The sequence below is a fragment of the Chitinispirillales bacterium ANBcel5 genome, from assembly GCA_029688955.1.
Classification (GTDB): Bacteria; Fibrobacterota; Chitinivibrionia; order Chitinivibrionales; family Chitinispirillaceae; genus Cellulosispirillum; species Cellulosispirillum alkaliphilum.
This window is the reverse complement of the sequence record JARUKZ010000020.1, coordinates 1-18,881: the sequence shown is the minus strand read 5'-3', so window position 1 is coordinate 18,881 and position 18,881 is coordinate 1. Positions and strand designations below refer to the sequence as shown.

The 18,881-nt window shown below is 42.5% G+C and carries 17 protein-coding genes and 2 tRNA genes; 14 read left to right on the top strand and 5 right to left on the bottom strand.

Annotated features, from left to right (window positions below):
* Window positions 1–119: 119 nt before the first annotated feature.
* The 7 genes from QA601_11635 to QA601_11605 all read left to right on the top strand — a co-directional run bounded on the left by QA601_11635 (window position 120) and on the right by QA601_11605 (window position 7,603).
* Window positions 120–785, top strand: a complete 666-nt coding sequence (locus QA601_11635; GenBank protein MDG5815732.1) for a riboflavin synthase — start codon at window positions 120–122, stop codon at window positions 783–785.
* Entirely contained in the window at window positions 782–1,999 is a 1,218-nt protein-coding gene (locus tag QA601_11630) for a bifunctional 3,4-dihydroxy-2-butanone-4-phosphate synthase/GTP cyclohydrolase II (GenBank protein ID MDG5815731.1), read from the top strand. Before QA601_11635 ends, QA601_11630 begins: the two co-directional genes overlap by 4 nt.
* Window positions 1,987–2,451 (top strand): 6,7-dimethyl-8-ribityllumazine synthase, encoded by a 465-nt coding sequence (ribE, locus tag QA601_11625; GenBank protein MDG5815730.1) that lies wholly within the window; start codon window positions 1,987–1,989, stop codon window positions 2,449–2,451. Before QA601_11630 ends, ribE begins: the two co-directional genes overlap by 13 nt.
* 22 nt (window positions 2,452–2,473) lie before the next feature.
* The gene (nusB, locus tag QA601_11620; GenBank protein ID MDG5815729.1) at window positions 2,474–2,926 is read left to right on the top strand and encodes a transcription antitermination factor NusB; all 453 of its coding nucleotides are present in this window, start codon (window positions 2,474–2,476) and stop codon (window positions 2,924–2,926) included.
* An 84-nt stretch (window positions 2,927–3,010) separates the two neighbouring features.
* Entirely contained in the window at window positions 3,011–5,434 is a 2,424-nt protein-coding gene (locus QA601_11615) for a YfhO family protein (protein ID MDG5815728.1), read from the top strand.
* Entirely contained in the window at window positions 5,431–6,546 is a 1,116-nt protein-coding gene (locus QA601_11610) for a glycosyltransferase family 4 protein (protein ID MDG5815727.1), read from the top strand. The genes QA601_11615 and QA601_11610 overlap by 4 nt, the downstream gene beginning before the upstream one ends.
* Before the next feature lie 73 nt (window positions 6,547–6,619).
* Complete coding sequence (locus QA601_11605) at window positions 6,620–7,603, top strand: glycosyltransferase family 2 protein (GenBank protein MDG5815726.1); 984 nt, start codon at window positions 6,620–6,622, stop codon at window positions 7,601–7,603.
* Between the two features lie 40 nt (window positions 7,604–7,643).
* On the opposite strand, the gene QA601_11600 is transcribed toward QA601_11605, so the two are convergent.
* A tRNA-Cys gene (locus QA601_11600) sits at window positions 7,644–7,718 on the bottom strand.
* 48 nt (window positions 7,719–7,766) lie between these two features.
* Window positions 7,767–7,841 (bottom strand) — tRNA-Gly (locus tag QA601_11595).
* A 215-nt stretch (window positions 7,842–8,056) separates the two neighbouring features.
* Between QA601_11595 and QA601_11590 the strand changes: the two genes are divergently transcribed.
* Entirely contained in the window at window positions 8,057–8,599 is a 543-nt protein-coding gene (locus QA601_11590; protein ID MDG5815725.1) for an STAS domain-containing protein, read from the top strand.
* Window positions 8,600–8,613: 14 nt separating this feature from the next.
* On the opposite strand, the gene QA601_11585 is transcribed toward QA601_11590, so the two are convergent.
* Together QA601_11585 and QA601_11580 are read right to left on the bottom strand one after the other, a co-directional pair.
* Window positions 8,614–9,996 carry a hypothetical protein gene (locus tag QA601_11585; protein ID MDG5815724.1) on the bottom strand — a complete coding sequence of 461 codons (1,383 nt, stop codon included), beginning with the start codon at window positions 9,994–9,996 and terminating at the stop codon, window positions 8,614–8,616.
* Between the two features lie 71 nt (window positions 9,997–10,067).
* Window positions 10,068–11,270 carry a hypothetical protein gene (locus QA601_11580; GenBank protein ID MDG5815723.1) on the bottom strand — a complete coding sequence of 401 codons (1,203 nt, stop codon included), beginning with the start codon at window positions 11,268–11,270 and terminating at the stop codon, window positions 10,068–10,070.
* A gap of 234 nt (window positions 11,271–11,504) precedes the next feature.
* Between QA601_11580 and QA601_11575 the strand changes: the two genes are divergently transcribed.
* The 3 genes from QA601_11575 to QA601_11565 all read left to right on the top strand — a co-directional run bounded on the left by QA601_11575 (window position 11,505) and on the right by QA601_11565 (window position 14,237).
* Window positions 11,505–12,113 carry a hypothetical protein gene (locus tag QA601_11575; GenBank protein MDG5815722.1) on the top strand — a complete coding sequence of 203 codons (609 nt, stop codon included), beginning with the start codon at window positions 11,505–11,507 and terminating at the stop codon, window positions 12,111–12,113.
* 211 nt (window positions 12,114–12,324) lie between these two features.
* Complete coding sequence (locus tag QA601_11570; GenBank protein MDG5815721.1) at window positions 12,325–13,185, top strand: class I SAM-dependent methyltransferase; 861 nt, start codon at window positions 12,325–12,327, stop codon at window positions 13,183–13,185.
* 29 nt (window positions 13,186–13,214) lie between these two features.
* Window positions 13,215–14,237: a lysylphosphatidylglycerol synthase transmembrane domain-containing protein gene (locus QA601_11565; protein ID MDG5815720.1), complete on the top strand. Its 1,023-nt coding sequence runs from the start codon at window positions 13,215–13,217 to the stop codon at window positions 14,235–14,237.
* Between the two features lie 6 nt (window positions 14,238–14,243).
* Here the strand turns inward: QA601_11565 and QA601_11560 are convergent, their stop codons facing one another.
* Window positions 14,244–16,232: an amylo-alpha-1,6-glucosidase gene (locus QA601_11560; protein MDG5815719.1), complete on the bottom strand. Its 1,989-nt coding sequence runs from the start codon at window positions 16,230–16,232 to the stop codon at window positions 14,244–14,246.
* Between the two features lie 152 nt (window positions 16,233–16,384).
* Here QA601_11560 and QA601_11555 point away from each other — a divergent pair, with 152 nt between their 5' ends.
* The 3 genes from QA601_11555 to QA601_11545 are packed head-to-tail and all read left to right on the top strand — an operon-like array spanning window position 16,385 to window position 18,680.
* Window positions 16,385–17,164, top strand: a complete 780-nt coding sequence (locus QA601_11555) for a glutaminyl-peptide cyclotransferase (GenBank protein MDG5815718.1) — start codon at window positions 16,385–16,387, stop codon at window positions 17,162–17,164.
* Window positions 17,165–17,206: 42 nt separating this feature from the next.
* Window positions 17,207–17,887: an ABC transporter ATP-binding protein gene (locus tag QA601_11550; protein ID MDG5815717.1), complete on the top strand. Its 681-nt coding sequence runs from the start codon at window positions 17,207–17,209 to the stop codon at window positions 17,885–17,887.
* A gap of 7 nt (window positions 17,888–17,894) precedes the next feature.
* Window positions 17,895–18,680 carry an ABC transporter permease gene (locus QA601_11545; protein ID MDG5815716.1) on the top strand — a complete coding sequence of 262 codons (786 nt, stop codon included), beginning with the start codon at window positions 17,895–17,897 and terminating at the stop codon, window positions 18,678–18,680.
* The last annotated feature ends 201 nt before the right edge of the window (window positions 18,681–18,881 follow it).

The window sequence follows — 18,881 nt, the reverse complement described above, 5'->3', positions numbered from 1 at the left end:
TAAACGCTTAAAACGCCTGTAATTCAAAGAAAATAGTCTGCCGACTCTTTCGTATTGGACTGAAGGAACTGGCCTATTGTATTTTCGATAAATTATGCTCAACAAGAAGCTAAGGATATATGTTTACCGGTCTAATTGAATCATTAGGTACTATAACAGGTCTAAACGACCACGGCTCCAGCATTGAACTTACTATCAAGGCAGATAAGGCACCATTTACTAGCCAAATAGGAGCTTCAATCAGCATTGATGGAACGTGCTTAACCGTAACCAAAATAATATCCGGCGGTGAAATAGTTTTTACCGCTGTAAGGGAAACGCTCAATCGGACCACTCTGGCCAAACCCTTTATTGGGCGCAGAGTGAATCTTGAAAGGGCCCTGATGATGGGTGGAAGGCTTGATGGGCATCTTGTTCTTGGACATGTGGATGGTGTGGGAAGAATCCAATCGGATAAAAAGGTTGGAATAAGCTTACTGCGAACTATTAGTGTTCCGCAAGAGCTTGTCGTCTTTATGGCTGAAAAGGGATCTGTTGCAATCGATGGTATCAGCCTCACAATTGCAACCTCATCTGAAAACAAAATTACTATTTCCCTAATCCCGCACACTATAAAGGAAACTACAATGTACAGTAAAAAAACGGGTGATACGGTAAATATTGAATGTGATGTACTCGCCCGTTATCTATTTCAAATGGCAAATTGCAGAGCACCATCTAAAAACCAATCAAATGATACCGATGGTACAACTCTGCTTCAACAGATGGAGAGATTTGGGTTTTGAAAAGTTTAAAAGAGATTGAAGACGTTATCCAGGATTACCGTAACGGTAAACTGGTTATTATAGTTGATGACGAAGATCGGGAAAACGAAGGGGATTTAGCATTTGCCTCGGAGACGTGCACCCCTGAAAAGATAAATTTCATGGCAAAACATGGACGAGGACTAATTTGTGTATCTATGGAAGGTTCACGTCTTGATGAGCTTGATATTCCACCCATGGTAACCAATAATACCTCTGCATTCGAAACAGCCTTTACTGTTTCGGTCGAAGCCAGAGAGGGAACAACTACCGGTATTAGTGCCGCAGACCGATCTGCCACCGTACTTAAGCTTGTGGATCCATCCAGCACAGCGGCCGATTTTGTAAAACCGGGGCACACATTTCCCATCCGTGCCCGTGAAGGCGGGGTGTTGGTTCGCAGCGGCCAGACAGAGGCATCTGTGGACCTGGCACGTCTTGCCGGACTGAAACCCTCGGGGGTAATTTGTGAGATAATGAATGATGATGGCACAATGGCAAGAATGCCGGAGCTTAAAACGTTCAGTGAAAAGCACGGGATAAAGATCATTTCTGTTGCCGATCTGATCCGCTATCGCACATCAAAAGAGATGTTGATCACACGGTCCGTGAAGGCTAACCTTCCTACCCGATTTGGTACATTTGAGATTATCGGTTATGAAGAGAAACTTTCATCATCGATACATGTAGTGCTTAAACGGGGTGAAATAGATCCATCAGAACCCGTGTTGGTTCGGGTCCATTCTGAATGTTTTACCGGTGACCTCCTTGGTTCAACAAGGTGTGACTGTGGAGAGCAGCTTGAACATGCGATGGCCGAAGTCAGCCGCAGTGGGGGTATTATTTTGTATTTGCGCCAGGAGGGGCGAGGTATTGGTTTGATCAACAAGTTAAAAGCCTACTCTCTTCAGGATGAAGGGATGGATACAGTGGAAGCAAATGAGCATCTGGGGTTTGCACCAGATCTAAGGGATTATGGTATCGGTGCTCAAATACTTGTTGATCTTGGTGTTCGCAAAATTAATTTAATGACCAATAATCCCAGAAAAATTGTGGGTTTGGAAGGCTATGGCTTAGAAGTGGTTGAGCGAATACCGGTGGAAATTAAACCCTGCCAACACAATGAGAAATATCTTTCAACTAAAAAGGAAAAACTTGGCCATCTTCTTCAGGGGGGAATGATATGTCAACCGTAATCGAAGGATTACTGAACGCAGGCGGTAAACGATTTGGAATCGTTACAGGAAGATTTAACGAACTTATTACCCGAAAACTTTTAGAAGGTGCTCTGGATTGCCTTATTCGTCACGGTGCAGACCCTTCCTCAGTTACTGTTACCTGGGTGCCAGGGGCATTTGAAATACCTGTTGCTGCTCAAAAAATGGCCCGTTCAGGGAATTATGATGGAATAATCTGCCTTGGTACGGTTATTCGGGGCGGCACACCACATTTTGATTATGTCGCGGCTGAAGTTTCAAAAGGTGTAGCAAAGGTAAGTTTAGATGAGAACCTTCCGGTTATTTTTGGTGTGCTTACAACAGACACTATCGAGCAAGCGGTTGAGAGAGCAGGTACCAAAGCTGGCAACAAGGGTTGGGACGCCGCTTTGAGTGCCATCGAAATGGTTGATCTTTTTTCAAAAATATAATCTATGGAAGTAAGCTGAAAACATGTCAGATAATAATTCACCACAAAGTGGAAATGAAGTAACCAGATTACGACATAAGAGTCGCCAACTGGCGCTGCACACTCTTTATGCATGCGAAGTAGGCGAAACCAAACATTGGGCATCTATGCTCGATAAAATAGCGGATGCAGACCAGCTTTCCGTTGAAGTTAAAAAATATGCCAAAGACTTAGTTGACAAAACCCTTTCAAACCTTGAACAAATTGATGATATACTGGTTTCAAAAGCGCAGAACTGGGAGATTCGTCGAATGGCTGCTGTTGATCGCAATGTACTACGACTTGCCATAACAGAGCTGACCTATTTTCCTAAAGTTCCCTACAAAGTAGTTATTGATGAAGCTGTTGAAATAGCTAAGACTTTCGGTACAAGCGAATCCGGTAAATTTGTAAATGGAATTTTGGATTCAATTATACATAAAAAAACAAATAATTGAATCCATACTCAATAGTTTAAGTACCCTAAGCGTCTTTTCCGGATAGTTTATATCCGGAAAAGCACTCTTGTTTTCGGAGATACCATGCAGAAAACTTCAAAAAAAAAGAAAACACCTGTAGCCAAACATAATCCGCCAGATAATTCGATCCAAAACAAACCCGCTAAATCTTCTGTAAATATACCAAGTAGATATATTGCTGCGACTACACTTTTAATTCTTACCATCATCTACTACTGGCAATTATTGAGTGGTAGTGGCTTTTTATGGAACGATTACATACAACAAAATTTCCCCTACAGACTTTTTGCTTCCACTGCACTCAGAGAGGGTGTTTTCCCTTTTTGGAATCCCTATGTTTTCTCCGGAATGCCTTTTTTCGCAGATATACAAACCGCTGTACTGTATCCTTTAAACCTGATTTTAGTACCGTTTGCCTCTGAAACCTGGCTCGATTCATCTGTTTTCCAAATTCAATTAGTGTTCCATATATTTCTTTCAGGTCTTTTCATGTATCTTCTTGCAAAAGATCTAAAGCTTTTGACATCCAGTTCTCTATTGGCAGCCATTGTCTATATGTTTTCTGCCTACATGACAGCACATATTTTTCACACCAACATAATCCATGCTGCTACCTGGTTTCCACTAATCATACTGTTTTTCAGACGAATGCTAGAGTATAAGAGTATATTGTACCTTGCCCTTTGCTCCTTAACTCTTTCGGTATCCTTTTACGCTGGCCATCCCCAGCTTATGGTGCATATTTACTATTGGCTTGGTTCTTTTTACCTTTTTTCTTTTATATATGACACTGTTAAAAAGAAGACCACTTTTAAACAGGAAGCTATTCGGGGCGGGCTCTTTACTGGTATGGTAGTTTTAAGTATTGGGCTATCATCGCTTCAACTTTTACCCACTTCAGCCCTTTCCGAAGAAACAAGTCGCCAAACTATGACTCTTGAGGAAGCAAGCGAAGGCAGTTTTCGACCATACAGGTTTTTAACACTACTTGCACCAGACTTCTATGGAGACCCTGATTCTTACTGGGGAATTTCTCAAAGAGACACAAGGGGCGGAACTCATAATTACTGGGAAACAGCAGCCTATGTAGGTATTCTTCCTCTGCTACTCTCTATTTTCGGAGCTGCAATTTTCATTAAAAAACCTATTGTGCTCTTTCTTGTTATTATTGGGGTAGTATCCATTCTGCTTGCAATGGGAGATTCGTTTTTCCTTTTTGGCATTGTATTCAGGCTACTGCCTGGCCTTGATCGATTCAGAGTACCTGCCCGATTCGCCTACATTTTCATTACCTCTGTATCGATCCTTTCTGCTTACGGATTGCAATGGCTTTTAACTACCAGCAAAAACCTTAAGCCTTCCACTCAAAAGAATTTGAAACTTGCCCTTATTTCAGGTGTTTCTGTCTCTGTCCTACTTGTGCTTCTTTTGTCTTCGGGAGCTTTTAAACAAACCATCAACAGCTTTATCCTCAATGCAGGAGTATTTGGGTCAGACCAGGCATCCATTTCGGCCTTTGTTGATCAGGAAGCTTACCCGGCAGCTGTAAATGCTTCTGTTAAAGCACTTTTGTTTATTTTGCTTTCTGCTGCTCTTATCTTTCTAAACTTCAAGGGCATTCTTACAACAAAAATGACCGCAACATGTGCTCTAATTATTGTTTTTGCAGACCTGGGATCTTTCGGTATGGGGTATGCCTCAAGAGGCAGCGACGACCCATCCAGGGTTTTTAGCCATACTGACCTTGTCAAACAACTCCAAGAACAGCAGGAGAAAGAATTCTTCCGTATCAATTCCCGTGGAACAAACCCCGGAAGCTATGAAATCGGTGGTCCGTTTATGTTTTTGCATCGTAACCAGGGTAGCGTTCATCGCTTATTTCTTATGGAAGGATATAACCAACTAAGGCTTAACCGGCAAATTGTTGACCGACGTCCCCGATCTTTAGATCTGATGAATGTGAAATATAAAATTCATGTCAATAATTCCAACCAGATGAGTATAGTTACTCATCCAAGCTATCAACCCAGAGCCTGGATGGCTTATTCCTATGAAATTGAAACCGATGAATCAAAAATTCTCTCAAGAATACATTCTGCGGATTTTGATCATCGCAATTCTGTAATACTCGAAGAGAAACCAATCATTTCACCATCTCAGGAGGGGAACTATACTGTAGAAATCACCTCCTACAGTCTTAATGAAATCACCCTTGAGGTTGAAACCGAAAAGGATGGGTTTCTTATACTTAGCGAAATTTACTATCCGGCCTGGAAAGCCTACGTCAATGGTGAAGAGAAGCCGTTATACAGAGCACAATATGCTCTGAGAGCAATACCGGTTTCGGCTGGTAAACATACTGTAGTTTGCCGATTTGAGGATGAGTCATTTAAAGCTGGTTTGGTTGGTACTTTGTTTTCTCTTTTGATAACCGCTGGCATTATTTCATATAGTATCGTAAAGCGTAGGCAACAGACAAAGAAATGAACATACTTGTATTAAATTGGCGTGACATTGTGCACCCCCAGGCAGGAGGTGCAGAGATCCACTTTACCGAAATTTTTAGACGGCTGGTAAATCGTGGACATAGTGTCACTTTGCTTACGACAAAGTTTTACCGAAGCCCAAAACACGAGATCGTGAATGGAATAGAAATATTTCGGCTTGCCAACAATTTCTTTTTCAACTGGCAGGCACCCTTTTTAATTAAAAAACTGATGAAAAAGAAACAGTTTCACTGCATTATCGATGATGTTAACAAACTGCCGTTTTTCAGTTCAAAATGGTTTTCTTCAAAACCGGTAGGTGCATTGTTTCACCATCTTTTCGGGCATACGATCTTTGAAGAAACATCGAAACCGTTCGGGCTTTATATTTATACCATGGAGCGGCTGTTTGGATGGGGGTACCGTAGTGTTCCCTGTTGCGCTGTATCAGAAAGTACAGCCAGGGAACTTATAGATTTAGGGGTTCCCGCTGAAAATATGGACATCATTGAGAACAGTGTTGACTCAGACCATTTCAGCCCAGACCCATCTATTAAAAAAGAGAATGCGACACTTCTTTACGTCGGCCGTCTGAAACGGTACAAAAGAATAGACCTCATTTTTGAAGCTATGCAGATTCTTATAAAAAAGGGTCAAACTGTTTCTTTTGTAATTGCAGGCTCCGGAGATGATCTTCCCTACTTAGTGCGCCGCACCAAAGAGCTTAAAATCCAGGAGCATGTAGTTTTTAAAGGCCGTGTTTCAGAAGAAGAAAAAATTGATCTGCTCAGAAGGGCAACGATTTTTGTAAACCCAAGCCTTAAAGAAGGATGGGGAATAACAAACATTGAAGCATCAGCGTGCGGCACAGCTGTTATTGCCAATAATGCACCGGGGCTTAGAGACTCTGTTGATCATGGAAAAACAGGATTGCTTTTCAAGGAAAATGATCCACACTCTCTTGCCTGCTGTATTGAGGAAGTGTTGAATGATTCTTCAAAACGAATTAGTTTTCAAAGGCAGGGAAGGGATTGGGCTTTGAAGTTTTCCTGGGATGACAGTGCAGAGAGAATGGAGAGATGGATTGAAAAAATCGTTACCCAAAAGGTGTAATTTTTTACCTTTAAATCGTAATTAGGAGCATACTGGCCCTAATTACCCAAAAACCCTTATAAAAGTAGCAATAATGACTTCTTTACCTTTAACTAACAAACCTTTTCCCGAAAAATCGATCACGGTAGGTAACATGGATTTATCGATAGTTGTTCCGGTCTATAATGAAAATGAAAGTCTTCCACACCTCATGGAAGCGATAGATAAAACACTTGAACCCCAAAATTTACGTTTTGAAGTAATATTTGTAGATGATGGTAGCACAGATGGTTCATTCAATGAGCTGAAGAAGTTAAAAGAGCAATTCGGCAAAAAGATAAAAGCGTACCGATTCAGTCGTAACTTTGGAAAATCAGCTGCATTAAGTGCTGGTATTCAGGAAGCCGATGGCCAGGTAATTATCACCATGGATGCGGACCTTCAGGATGACCCTGTGGCAATTCCCGAGATGGTTGCAAAAATTAATGAGGGATGGGATGTCGTAAGCGGATGGAAAAAAATTCGTCATGATCCACTATCAAAAACACTGCCTTCTAAGGTATGGAACCGTATTACAGCGATAACTTCTGGTGTAAAAATCCATGACTTTAATTGTGGTTTTAAGGCATACCGATCACAAGCAGCCAAATCTATACACATTTATGGAGAGCGCCACAGATACCTTCCTGCCCTCGCTTACTGGGAGGGGTTTTCAGTAACAGAGATCGTTGTACCTCACCATCCCCGCAAATTTGGCAAATCAAAATACGGGTTTGGCCGCATGTTCAATGGTATTATGGATATGATAACCCTGCTTTTTCTGAAGCGCTATTTAAAGAGCCCACTTCATTTTTTTGGGTTACTGGGGTTAGTACTGATTCTGATTGGTATGGGAGTTATGGGACATTTTACTATCCAGTGGGCGATAACAGGAATGATGCGTGTGCGCCCGTTGATGATACTCGCTCTGGGCTCAATGATTGTTGGCGTGCAGATCATTTCAATAGGACTGATTGGTGAGATGATTACACACTCTCAGCAAACGCACAGCTATACTATAAGAGATAGAATGGATTGATATATTTTTTTCGGGTAGTGGCTCAGTATGAAGGAAGGTTTGGAGGCGGCACCCAGATTCGAACTGGGGAATAAAGGTTTTGCAGACCTCTGCCTTACCACTTGGCTATGCCGCCTTAAAAAGAATAGGGTTTCCTTTGGGCGAGAAAGGAAACCCGCAAATTTGGAGCGAGAGACGGGATTTGAACCCGCGACAGCCACCTTGGCAAGGTGGAGCTCTACCACTGAGCTACTCTCGCGTCGTTTAGAAAATCTAAAATAAACAATCCACACATGGCATGTCAACAAAAACCTGCAAAAATAGCAAAACTGTTGCAGGCTAAACACATTCTGCACTACTTTCACACCCTTTTTACCTCAAAACAGACCTTTTTCTCGTCTATTGAAACAGTATGGCAGGAAATTTGTATGTACTATAGCTAAGTATCAGTTTTTCATATAAGGAGAAACTTGTTTGAGGCATTATAAGAATACAAATTGCAGCAAAGATAAGCGTTCTGGCTGTTTTAATTATCCAAACATTCACTGTGATTCCCCAAAAAAGGTAACTGATCCCTGCTGGACGCACAAAAACACATCGCTTCAAAATGGCTCCGGCAAAACTGCTAAAGAGTGTATCGAGTGCCCCTATTTTCAAAAACAAAATTCAAGTACCGTAAAAGTCACAACACGTGATGACGGAATTGTTATAATAAGCTGCACCGGTGTACTCAATAATTTAAACGCTACTACACTGGAAACAACCATTAAGAAACTTGAGCCCCTCATTCAAAACCGTATTGTTCTGGATCTTTCGGGAGTGAAAAATATCTATTCTGTGGCTATAGGACAGATTGTGAACCTTCATATGAAGTGCCGTGATTTTGGTGGCAGACTCATTATAAGTGGTGCAAGTGGCTATTTACTTAATATGCTTTCAATCTCAAAACTCGACAGAATACTACTCTTAGCCCAAACAACAGAGGATGCTTTAATTTTTCTGTCAACGGAACTGTAGGTATGCTCTTCATTCTATCGTTTCGTGTTAACCTGTGCCTTTATTTCACTATATACCTGTCTTCTGATGCCATACGGTGAACGTATCATCTCTTTCATCTCCGCAAGTGAAAGATGCCTGAAATTAATAAGCGGCCTTAGAAGAGTCATGGGAATATTGGTGGGATTTTTAAGTAGTGCTTTTACAACTCCTCGATTTGCCTGCCCGGAGTGAAGCTCTCGTCTGGATGCAATCTTTTGAAGAATCGCCATGGATCTGCTTAAAGTAGCAACCTTCTCAACAACACCGGCTGAGCTAATTACCCTGGGATTGTCCAGTAATCTTCCAAGCATCATATCGTTTTGTATATAAAGAGCTACCAGCTCCATAGCGCTTGGCTCGTCATCTCTTTTAAATGATTTGGTAAGCATGTCGGGAGCGGTTAAATAGGCGTGATTGAGGTTATCATACTCCCCCCGGATAACAGTTCCCTCCTTTATAAAACCATTTGCGTCTCCAAGTTTTCGGGCCCCCGCTCTTGCATCTATCTTAAAGGAGTGTACGCTGCAACCCTCAAGAGTGTAGTCTATCCACGAGATTGGATCTGAATTATCCCCCAGTGCTAACCTGGAAATCGAAGAAAGAGCAATAAGAGTTGGTGTTGGAATTACCACACGACTCTGTTTTATAAACGCTCTGCTAAAGACAGAAAGCCTTTGTTCCTGTGATACTTTAGCAAACCACTTATTAAAATTTTCAGTGGTTTTAAATGCATAGGCAAAACTCATAACCGGCTGCCCCAAATTCTCTTTGGTTTCTATTTTTTGAGCCAGATTAGCGATACACAAAGCCATCTCCTCCCCAATAGAGATTAATGGCAATACTTTAGCCATCCTTCTCATGTCGTAAGATCCTACCTGGTCTGCAATTGAATTCAGACGTAGTTTCATCGATTCTGCTTCAAGCCTTAAAATAGCAGCCAGGCGGCAATGGTTAACCCTTCCCAGTGAAAACGGTCTCTTTCCTGCCTGAGTTTGTCCCCTTATAGCATCTCTGAGTGCAAAAACCATATCTGCATCACTCATACTGAGACTACCCTGAAAACGATCGATCAGTTCGCTTACCTTCGCTGAAGTATTATGTCCGGTTTTAACTTTTAGCAACAACCGTGTAACATTACGTAGGTACAATGCCTCACTGAGTAGATCTAAATCGGACCGGGAAGTATCCAGCATGGAAAACACTATATACTCACCTAATTTTGTTTTACCTGCGCTGGTAAGTACAGCAATCAGTGTAGTAGCCGGATCTTCTTTGTCCTCACGATCTCTGAAGAAAGAAGCGAGTTTCTTTGAACCAACGGTGAAGGATTCGTTTAAGGATAAGCTCTTAAGAAAAGATTCGATATCGGAAAACATACTGAGTGCCTATTCTTATGAAAAAATATGGGAATAAAAACAGCTCGACTGCACATAAGATTGTAAGTTTATTAAAAATCTACTTTAATAGTACCTTCAACGGAATGGAAAACATTCTCCAATTTGGATATAAACGGAGCTGCATTCTCATAATCTTCTTTAAATAAAAAGGCATTTATAGCAGACAAGAGAACGCTTACGTAGTGGTTTTGCAGCTCAGAAGATTTTTTATTTTCACTTGTATGCTCATTAAGCAAACCATCATAGTTGTAAGTTTTCAAAAGATTAACTTCCAAACTTTCAAAACACACTCTTTTCTCGACAGCATCTCCCGCGACATCAGCCGTCAATCGTTTCACTAATCCTTCAAGCGTAAGTACATTGTTAAAAGCATAAAGTCCCTGCTTACTTACAGCACTTGAAAAATAGATCGGTCGTGAGCGATAGTTCGCATTAACAAGATTTACCAGAAGCACATCCTGAACAAACAAGAGTTCTTTTTGAGACCTGTCCGGAATCGTTATCATAAAGCCTGCATTTTTAAGTTGATGTAGATAGGGTTGTGTGAACGGGTTTTTTTGATTAGAAATTGAGGCACGAAAGTCATCACATAAACCAAAATCAACTCCCCTGCTACTCAAGTGTTGTACAAACTTCTTATTGTCAAGATTTTGAAGACATATTACTGTAACATCTCTACGGTAATTGGAAACGATTTGCCAGTAAAGAGCAGCATAGGTATCTATTCCCCCACTGGTGAGAAGAATACCATTCTTTTGGCATGAAGAGAGAAGATTATACCCGTAATCAAGGTACGCTTCATAAAAAGCACCCCGTTGTTTACCCTCTTCAAAACACCACTGGGCTTTGTCGTACTTGTTCTCAAAGAGATAACTTAGCGCAAGAGAGCCCCAGATTAACCCCAGCTTATCATAAGGGTTTAGATCCATGATTTTAGAAAACGAGGAATCCAGAGATATGGCTTTTTCCATTGCCTCACTGGCTTTTAAATAAAACTCAGGGTTAACGCCTGCCGAGTCTCGATCTTGCTCAAGAGCCATGCCTGCATAGGTATGGGATAAAAGGTAATAGTATTCAGCATGCCTCAGTTGGGTAAACTTTAACATCTCCAGTGCAATATCCCACTCCTGATGGGTAATGCTTACCCGTATTTCATCAAAGATTGTCCCTAAATCATTATCAGCATGCCTGCTACTGTTGCAGCCTATGTATAAAGCACAAAAAAGTACCACTCCCAAAGGCATTTTCCTCATACCCTGATCCTTTAGCTTAAGCTTGTTTATCTTATTTATTGTGCACTCTTACTAATATACTGAATAATTACTCGCTGATGCACAAGGGTAAGCAATTTATCATATTTTTTTACAACCCATTGATCTTGATTTATTACTATTATTGATGCTATCTTAGTTATAGCAATCATAAACAGGGTATTGAATGATAAAACTGGCACCAAAACTACAGCACTTTAACTAAGCAGGGAAGAGATGATAAAAAGATTTGCTCTGATCCTAACTATATGTACCGCATTTGTTTCCACAGCTTCGGCTCAATCCAACCAATTCGGGGTGGGACTAATTCTGGGTGAACCAATCGCGTTCAATGCCAAACTGTGGGTAAGTTCCGCTTCGGCACTCAGTTTCTCCCTGGGATGGAATAATGCCTGGGGAAGAAGGGGCAGTGATAATTGCTACTACAGAGATGAACGTTGTTACAACAGAACCCGTCATGGGCTTAGCAGAGAGTACTGTGATCTTCAGTGGAGATGTGATGACAGGTACTATTACCGGCATGATGGTAACAGTGTACACCTTTCTTTTGATTATCTTATCCACAATTTTTCAGTCTTTAATACCAGCGAAAAGCTCTCGATTTTTTACGGCCCGGGTCTGATGGCTAACTTTGGTGATTATTACTATCGCAGGGATAACAGGTATGTGGACTATCGCTTTGGCGTTCGTTTTCCCCTTGGATTTTCCTGGATCCATCAATCCGAGCACCTCAATATTTTCTTTGAACTTGCTCCGGTGCTTGTCTTTTCCCCCTATCCCGAGCTCACGTTAAACGGAGGATTGGGAGCAAGATACTTTTTTTAATCAAAAGATTAGGGAGGGAGGGGGGCTGCAGCTCCCTTATGTTTTATGCTTTTCCTTCCTCAATTGTTGATCATTATCTCTGCGCCAACTATTTTAAATCGGTTGAAAAAATCAGAACCTGCTGAGATTCAATCCTTTATTCTTCTATCAAAATCATCTGTTTTCTGTTACGAGTACGGAATAATTTGAGACTGGATACGTAGTAGACGTTATGAGCGAAACACGAGCCTGTGAAATCTGCGGAAGTACTACCTATAAACGATTTGTGGGAAAGGAATCATTTCTTTTTTGCTGCAATACCTGCCGCCATAGCATGCGAGATCTGGATGTTTGCCACGCTGGTGCCCGTCTCCATGCGTGGGGAGGGTCAGATTCCTTTGATGCGATCCGGTCGACACTAACTCTAAGGCGCATCAGAAAATTACTGAAAGGTCAACACCGCCTCTCCGTTCTCGAAATTGGTTTTGGCTCAGGAAAACTCCTGGCAGAGATGCACAAAGCTGGACATTCTATTAGTGGAATAGAAGCTGGTTTGTTAGAAAAGGATACCCCCCCCCTTATTGCACAGAATGGCACGCTCTATCTCGACAGCGTTGAAAATATCGCATTACCAGAGGAATCCTTTGATTTTGTGTACGCTATCCATGTAGCTGAGCACCTTAAAGATCCTGTAGCCGTTATGAAAAAATGTGCTGCGGCACTGAAAAAGGGCGGCACACTCTATCTGCTCACTCCAAATGGCGCATCAAAGGGACTAACCCTTTTTAAAGAGGCATGGTGGAATTTTGAAGATCCCACGCATATCCGGTTTTTCTCTCCCGATTCCATTCGCCACCTGCTTGAAAGTGCCGGATTTAGCAGGGTAAAAGTATCTATACCCCTGTGGGACAGCCTCACTCTGGAAGTAAACAGTGCATTGCGGGCTGTTTTAAAAGACAAAAAGATGAAACATGGTATTCTGGAGGGTCTTTTTACCAAATTTGTGGACATTGCACTTTTACCCCCCTTTCTCCTTTCCCGCTGCATTATCCCATCACTGGCTCCAACGATCGAGATAGTTGCAGAAAAGTGAGCCGATTTCAAGCCGAAAGGACCGAGTAATTGAAGAATCTCTTCAACATAAAATTTCCCCGCTGGGCTAAATTATGTCTCACCATTACGATAATCGCAACGGTAATTTCAAAACTAGGGTGGGAGAATATTGTCCACACGGTATTGCATACCAACCTGCTCTGGTTATTTCTTTCCCTGGCAATTTTCACGGTGAGCATAATATCGGGAGTACTGCAGTGGCATACACTGCTTAAAAACCGCGGTATCCAAACACCCCGGAGCCGCGCCTGTAAGATCTACTTTATGGGGCTTTTTTTCAGCAACTTCCTTTTGGGCGGAATTTTGGGTGATGCGGTTAGAGTTGCAGCCATCCACAGCCACGAAAATGAGGGAAAAAAAGGACTGGCTGCCACGTTTCTCGACCGCTTTGCCGGGCTTTGGGTGCTGTGTGGATTCGCTGTTACCGGAAGCCTGATTGTGCTCTCAAGTGGTGGATTAAATGACTCGATGATAAATCTTGTCAGTTTAACCCTTGCTGTGATGTTTATGATTTTCGCCGGCATAATGACCTTTTTAACGCTAAAGCCCCTTCAGCGTGCTGTTTTCACTGTTACCGACTACTTTGGTCCCCTTAGAAAACTTGGCCTCAGGGCGATACTTTCAGAGATGCTTATAAATGCCCGTGATATAAAACTGCTATCCACCATCGCCAGCCTATCAACCATAACGCAGGTGCTCCGCATATCATCCTACATTCTTGTTGCCCATTCCCTTGGTTTGGTGACCAGCAGCAATATAGGCTACTTCTTTGTGCTTATTCCCATTACAGGCATTATGACTACGATACCACTGCCCTTTGGCTTTCGTGAAACTATTGCAGGGGCACTTTTCTCCCTTGCGGGACTTCAGGCTGAAGCAGCATTTGTGCTGGGGTTTCTTGCCTCCATCGTGGCCATCAGTGCCAGTTTGCCAGGCGGAATATTTTTAATATTCGACAAATCGAGTAGCCGTAGTAAGACAAAAAAGAGAAAAGAAAAGCTCGGCCTCAAACTTCAGGAACCCGGTTCCTGACCTTAATCATCCCTGTTTGTTTAACTGAATAAGGGAGCGTAACACTTCTGCCACACTCCATGCCTGAGCAATGCATCCCTTTGGCTTAAATGGCGGTTCTGCGTCAAATATTTCATTGATCGACCCTATGCATCCATAATTCAGGTTATCTTTTATACCCTCAAGAAACGAATGTGCCTGACTGATCTCTTTGGGGTATGTTTTTAACCATGCATCTATGAAAGGCCCAATCAACCAGGGCCATACAGTTCCCTGGTGATACGCAGCATCCCTGGATTGAATGGTACCAAAGTAGACTGGTTTGTAATCGGGATGCCCCTGTGAAAGTGTACGCAAACCAACAGGAGTAAGCAGTTTCTCTTTTACCACCTGCAGAACCGATCCCCAACGGATTTGATCTAACACAGCATTGGGCAACGAGACTGCAAATATCTGATTTGGCCTCAGTGAAACATCCTCACCCTGCTCTCCGTCGATAACATCAAACAAATACCCTCCATCATCATACCAGAATCTATCGTTAAAAGATTCCCTGACTCTCTTTGCTATCTCTGCGTATCGTTTTTCATTGTTTCCATCATTATTTATACGGGCATACTTCTGAGCCACTTTTAAAGCATTGAACCAAAGAGCATTAACCTCTACCGCTTTTCCCCGTCTTGGTGTAACCACCCAGCCATCAACTTTGGCATCCATCCAGGTAAGCTGAAAATCTTGCTGCCCCTGACTAAGAAGCATATCCTGCTTATCCACAGCGATGCAAAAATCGGTTCCATTTAAATGATGTTCAATGATATCCTCAAACAAGCGGTTAAACCAGGGGATCATGCTTTTATCCGAAGTAATCGATACGTAACGATCGAAAGCGTGGAAAAACCAAAGCGTTGCATCAGCAGTGTGATACGCCCCTACATTGGCCCCTTCAGGGAAAAGATTGGGAATGAGGCCGTTTTTAATATGCTTTGCAAAGGTAGTCAAAACAGATGCCGCTTCAGCTGTTCTTCCAGTACAGAGCGTAAGCCCTTCAAGGCTAATCATTGTGTCTCGTCCCCAGTCGCCAAACCAATGATACCCGGCCACAACGGTCTTGGAGAGTGCACGTTCTTCTCTGCCATAATCGACAATAAACTGATCAGCAGCTAAAACCAGCTCAGCCCTATCCCCGAGCTGCGCCTCTGGCAGTGCAGTGCTGATCAACTTTTTTGCCCTATTCTTTGCAGCACCAAAAAGCTCCCGGGGAGCTGTGGAGTTGATCTGCTCCCACTCCTCTGTTGAAATCAGTACCGAAACCTCTTCCCCGCACCTGAGACGAGCTTGCAACTTTCCGGGGCTAAACAACCACTCGCCGGGTGAGTAACCGTTATTGTATTCTTCACTGTACCACACTTCTTTGTTCTCTTTGCCAGCTTTAAAATCAAAACCTGCACCTGAAAGTTTTAAGGAAGGGTATTCAGTACTCTTGGTTACCTCTACCCCGTTCTTTGCCACTATTATGGTATAATCATCGAAGTTTTCAAGTTCCTTGCTTTCGCCATGCCCCCTGAAATTCATATAAGGAGTAAGGGTTAACTTCAATTCATCGCTTCCCTCAGTAAGACTGTAACGCAGTGCCACTGTATTGTTTCCATAGGACATGCATAGTCGTTTTTCTATGGTTCCAAACTCTGTTTTATATAGCCATACCGGCAATCCGTTATCGAGGCGAAACTCACAAAGACACTCTCTCTGTTCAACTTTCTGTTCTCTAAACTCTGGTTGGTCACCATTCAGGAAAACGGAGCTTCTATCCTGCTCTACCATCTCTTCCAAAAAATTTAGCATCATAAGGCGCCTAAAACTATGGGATGCAATCAACATCCCATGATATCGCCGTGTCATCACCCCCGAAACGGTTCCCGAAGCATACCCGCCCAGACCATTGGTAACAAGCCATTCGGTGTTACTGATATCAGCCCGGGAGTGGCAATCCAAAGTCCTGACAATATCCTTTTCCATACACCCTCAATTTGTAGTTAGAACACACAGCAACATCGTGTATTCAAATACTGTACCGAACAACACTGCTTGTTTTTATCCCCACAATTTGCATCACACGCCCGAAAGCTTCTATTTTAGAGAGTTACTTCAGAAGGATGGCGAACTATAGAATGAAAATAAAAGCTACAGTTATCAGTTTTATTCTTTTAGCATCATTATCCGTTTGTGCCCAGCGCTCAAATACCCCCCGGCTTCCGTCGGTTTCTGTACCGGTGGTCAGACCACAGATAGTCTCCACTCTTCCCCACGATACCCTGGCATTCACACAGGGTTTTCTATGCAGAGGTGATTACCTGTATCAAAGTACAGGGATAGTTGGACGTTCCAGCCTCAGGCAAATAGACCGGCACTCAGGAGAGATACAGCAAAAGATCGATGTGCCCGGTGTTTTCGGGGAGGGGATAGCGATTCTTGGGGATGAGCTGGTGCAATTAACCTGGCAGGAGGGTGTCGCGATCAGATACAGTTTCCCGGACCTTGAAAACCGGGGAACCTTCAGATACAGCGGTGAGGGATGGGGTTTAACAAGTGATTCACAAACCTTTATTTTGACTAATGGTTCCGATACACTGTATTTAAGGGATCAGAACTTTTCTGTTCAAAAAAAGATTCCTGTTACCCTTGATGGCAAACCTTTACGTAACCTTAATGAGCTCGAATACTTAAATGGTAAGGTCTATGCCAATGTGTTTACTCAGGCGTTCATCGCCGAAATAGACCTTTCCAGCGGCGTTGTTACCCGAATCATTGACTGCAGAGATCTGGTACAACGTGAACAGCCCCTCAACCATGAACAGGTTTTAAATGGTGTGGCCTACTGCGGCGAGCAAGAAAGATGGTATCTTACAGGAAAAGAGTGGAACCATATATATCTGGTCGAAATACCATAACGATTTCCTCAAATACAGCAGTAGAAACAAACGAGTACTAAAATGTCTGATAATCCGATCATAGAGTTTAAGAATGTTTGTATAAACGACAACGCAGGCACACCTATACTTGAGAATATCACTTTTTCTGTTCAAAAGAGGCAGAAGATTTTAGTACAGGGTGGATCAGGGTCCGGGAAATCAACACTTTTTCTTACGATTCTTGGTAAACATCGCCCTTCTGAAGGGCAGGTTTTCATTGATGGTAATGAGCTTGATACCGCAGCTATGCAAATGCTACGTACCTATGTTGCCTACCTGCCACAGGAGCCGGCGTTAGGAGCACAAACCGTAAAAGACGCGCTTCTTCTTCCCTTTTCATTTAAGGCCAACAAAAAACTATCACCTACTGATAACATACTTAAAAACACGCTCAGTGATGTAAACCTGTCTCAGGAGATGCTGCTAAGGGACATTAGTGTATTATCAGGGGGTGAAAAACAGCGTATTGCGATTGCCAGGGCGCTTCTGCTTAAGCGGGATCTTTTGTTAATCGATGAGCCGGCCTCTGCTTTGGATGAAGAAAATGAAACCGCCATTTTAACCCTACTCAAGCAAATCAACACTACAATGCTTGTCATTTCCCACAATTCCAAATGGCGCTCAGCTTTTGACCAGACAATTCAGCTGAGCAACAAAACGGCAACGGTAATCCCAAACTCCCGGACTCTAAGAAACGGATAACGGTACTATGGAAACTCAGGATATTACACTTACCGGTCTGATTATAATTTATGCCCTCGCGGCTATTCCACTTGTACTCTTTCATTTTACCGGCATTAAACTTGTAAAAAAGTCGATAATCTCTATCGCGCGCATGTCGGTACAGCTTTTTCTTGTAGGGGTGTATCTTCAGGTAGTTTTTACAATGAATAACTTCCTGTTGAATGCACTGTGGATACTGATAATGATCATAATTGCCGGGTTCAATGTTAATTCCAATGCAGGAGTTAAGAGCAAACCCATGCTCCTGATAACCTTTTGCGGCCTTCTTACCAGCACAATAATAATTGCTTCAGTGTTTATTGCCTTAGGAATACAGCCTCAGCCTCTCTATGATGCACGCTATCTTATCCCTATTGCGGGCATGATTGTGGGAAACAGCTTGAGGGGAAATGTTATTGGCCTCGATCGCTTTGTCACTCAGATAAAACATAATGAAAAAGAGTACCTTAGCAGCTTATTTATGGGAGCGACTCCATTTGAAGCGGTACAGCCATTTTTCATAAATTCAGTAAAGAGTGCTCTGTTGCCAACCATCTCTACTGTTGCAACGATGGGAATAGTTTCCCTTCCGGGTATGATGACCGGACAGATTCTTGGCGGCTCATCACCTCTTATCGCAATCAGATATCAGGTGGGGATAATGCTGGCGATATTTGCTTCATCAACCATTGGTATTTATATGAATCTGTTCCTTTCCTTCAGGTATATGTTTAACCAATCAGGATTTGTAAAAAGTGAGTTTCTTACTTAATAAACGAGGCTGGATTGTATAAGTTTATTTGAAGTACTTACTCTGGACCGTTAGTACAATTACCGGATAGTACCGCTCATCTTCGGCCGCCCCCTATCCAATCCCCTGAATTTTCCCCCTCAGCGTGAGCCAAAGACCCCAAGACTTCCCCACCCTCCCCTTTTACCTGAATTATATTAACTTCATGGATACCCAAAAGAA

Bases quoted from the DNA above. Each gene is read 5' to 3' on its own strand.
- QA601_11635 (MDG5815732.1), top strand. From the start codon at position 120: ATGTTTACCGGTCTAATTGAATCATTAGGTACTATAACAGGTCTAAAC.
- ribE (MDG5815730.1), top strand. From the start codon at position 1,987: ATGTCAACCGTAATCGAAGGATTACTGAACGCAGGCGGTAAACGATTT.
- nusB (MDG5815729.1), top strand. From the start codon at position 2,474: ATGTCAGATAATAATTCACCACAAAGTGGAAATGAAGTAACCAGATTA.
- QA601_11615 (MDG5815728.1), top strand. From the start codon at position 3,011: ATGCAGAAAACTTCAAAAAAAAAGAAAACACCTGTAGCCAAACATAAT.
- QA601_11610 (MDG5815727.1), top strand. From the start codon at position 5,431: ATGAACATACTTGTATTAAATTGGCGTGACATTGTGCACCCCCAGGCA.
- QA601_11605 (MDG5815726.1), top strand. From the start codon at position 6,620: ATGACTTCTTTACCTTTAACTAACAAACCTTTTCCCGAAAAATCGATC.
- QA601_11585 (MDG5815724.1), bottom strand. From the start codon at position 9,996: ATGTTTTCCGATATCGAATCTTTTCTTAAGAGCTTATCCTTAAACGAA.
- QA601_11580 (MDG5815723.1), bottom strand. From the start codon at position 11,270: ATGAGGAAAATGCCTTTGGGAGTGGTACTTTTTTGTGCTTTATACATA.
- QA601_11575 (MDG5815722.1), top strand. From the start codon at position 11,505: ATGATAAAAAGATTTGCTCTGATCCTAACTATATGTACCGCATTTGTT.
- QA601_11570 (MDG5815721.1), top strand. From the start codon at position 12,325: ATGAGCGAAACACGAGCCTGTGAAATCTGCGGAAGTACTACCTATAAA.
- QA601_11560 (MDG5815719.1), bottom strand. From the start codon at position 16,232: ATGGAAAAGGATATTGTCAGGACTTTGGATTGCCACTCCCGGGCTGAT.
- QA601_11555 (MDG5815718.1), top strand. From the start codon at position 16,385: ATGAAAATAAAAGCTACAGTTATCAGTTTTATTCTTTTAGCATCATTA.
- QA601_11550 (MDG5815717.1), top strand. From the start codon at position 17,207: ATGTCTGATAATCCGATCATAGAGTTTAAGAATGTTTGTATAAACGAC.
- QA601_11545 (MDG5815716.1), top strand. From the start codon at position 17,895: ATGGAAACTCAGGATATTACACTTACCGGTCTGATTATAATTTATGCC.